The organism is Kocuria sabuli, assembly GCF_040981185.1.
Taxonomy (GTDB): Bacteria; Actinomycetota; Actinomycetes; order Actinomycetales; family Micrococcaceae; genus Kocuria; species Kocuria sabuli.
Map to the genome: position 1 here is coordinate 1 of NZ_JAVHZE010000048.1, position 1,176 is coordinate 1,176.

Annotated in this window: 1 protein-coding gene; it reads left to right on the forward strand. The window is 63.9% G+C overall.

Annotated elements, in window-relative coordinates; translation table 11 throughout:
- Position 1 precedes the first annotated feature (1 nt).
- Positions 2–1,176, forward strand: a 1,175-nt coding sequence (locus RE027_RS17760) for an IS30 family transposase (RefSeq protein WP_438612447.1), incomplete at its 3' end; no start/stop codon positions are given.

Below are 1,176 nucleotides of genomic sequence, written 5' to 3' on the forward strand. Positions count from 1 at the left end.
TGTGGGTGGGTACTCGATCTTGATCAGGCCGGATCTGCTCCAGGTGTTTTGGGAGCGGATGCAGGCCGGGGAGTTCATAACCGGGGCGGTAGCAGCTATCCGTACAAGTCGGCGCACCGGGGCCCGGGTCCTGGAGGAGGCCGGTGGCGTGCGGCCACGCCGCGGACGCAACCTCAAAGGCCGGTGCCTGAGCTTCGCTGAGCGGGAGGAGATCGCCCTGTTGCGCGTTCAGGGACAGTCTTTGCGGCAGATCGGAGAGGCGATCGGCCGATCACCGTCGACGATCTCGCGGGAACTGCGACGCAACGCCACCGCCCAAGGCGGTTATCGGGCTACGACAGCGCACGTGCTGGCCTATGAACGCGCCGCACGCCCGAAGCCGGCGAAGCTGCACACCCATCCCGAGTTGCGTGCGATCGTCGTGAGAGACCTCGCCAAGAAGTATTCGCCTGAGCAGATCACTGGGCGTCTGCGGCGAGAGTTCCCTGACAAGCCGGAGATGTGGGTGTCGACCGAGATGATCTATCAGTCCCTTTATGTGCAGTCCCGTGGGGCCCTGAAACAGGAGCTGACCCGATATCTGCGCACCGGACGAGCTGTGCGCCGGCCCTGCCGCAAGGCCGGGCAACGCAAGAACCGAGTCCCGGACATGATCAATATCAGTGCCCGGCCCGCCGAGGCCAAGGACCGCGCGGTGCCGGGCCATTGGGAGGGTGACCTGATCATTGGCAAGAACAACCAGAGCGCCATCGGGACCCTGGTGGAACGCACCACCAACTACACGATGCTGGTTCATTTGCCGGAGGGCTACAAACCCGAACAAGTCCGCGACGGGCTGGCCGTGAAGATCAAGACGCTGCCGGAGGCGCTGCGACGGTCGCTGACGTGGGATCAAGGCACGGAGATGCGCGACTGGAAGCAGGTGCGGGTGGACGCCGGGATCGAGATCTTCTTCTGCGACCCACACTCGCCCTGGCAACGAGGCATCAACGAGAACACCAACGGCCTTTTGCGCCAATACTTCCCGAAAGGCGCCGACCTCTCAGCGTTCACTGCCGCAGAGCTCGACGCGGTCGCTGAGGAGCTCAACGACCGTCCCCGCAAACGCCTAGAGTTCCTTCAAACCGATCGAGGTGATCGGCGACCTGCTGTTGCAATGACCGCCAGAATCCGCCG